The sequence below is a fragment of the Vibrio sp. 1978 genome (genome assembly GCF_033344345.1).
Genome location: NZ_JAWPOP010000715.1, coordinates 1 through 604 on the forward strand (window position 1 = coordinate 1; position 604 = coordinate 604).

Annotated in this window: 1 protein-coding gene; it reads left to right on the forward strand. The window is 48.3% G+C overall.

Annotation, left to right across the window (positions count from 1 at the left end):
- Positions 1-428: hypothetical protein (locus tag R8N49_RS28710; RefSeq protein ID WP_318190648.1), on the forward strand; the 428-nt coding region annotated here is incomplete at its 5' end.
- Positions 429-604: the final 176 nt, after the last annotated feature.

Below are 604 nucleotides of genomic sequence, written 5' to 3' on the forward strand. Positions count from 1 at the left end.
AAGCTCATCGCTTATACGAAGATGTGCTCAATCACTTGCCTAGCCATATCCATAAGGCGCTAGAGAATGACCTTACCAAGCCTTGCCAATTTGTGTGTCTGGTCAGCGGATTACGCGATGCGAGCGTGGCGCAATCGGAGATCCTCAACAAACTGGGATTACAGCGCGACGCATTTTCAGCCCTCAACCAAACTTATGCGCTGTTCCAATTTTTGCAACTTGAAAGCCATGAGCTGATTGAGCGTGTTGGCCACCTACTCGGCCAGCAAAGTGAGGACTTACTTGCACACATGGCCGCATTTTGCTCTGCGCAGCGCAATGCTCAATGGATGATAGAGCTGGACCATGTCACTCGCGCCCATGAACAGTTTTTGAATTTACAGGCGATGAGCTCAGCAGAAGCTGTTGCCCCCCACCTCTACAACTAATGAGTACCAGAGCGATGGAAAGCAGCAGGGTTTCAGCGCCATCACCATTGCACTAGGTTTATTTGCTATATCAAACACAAGGATACGTGATGTCTTCTCAAACCATTCTTTCGGTGAACAACTTGTCTGTCAGCTTTACGACAAACGATGGGATCGTCGATGCAGTAAAGAATGTT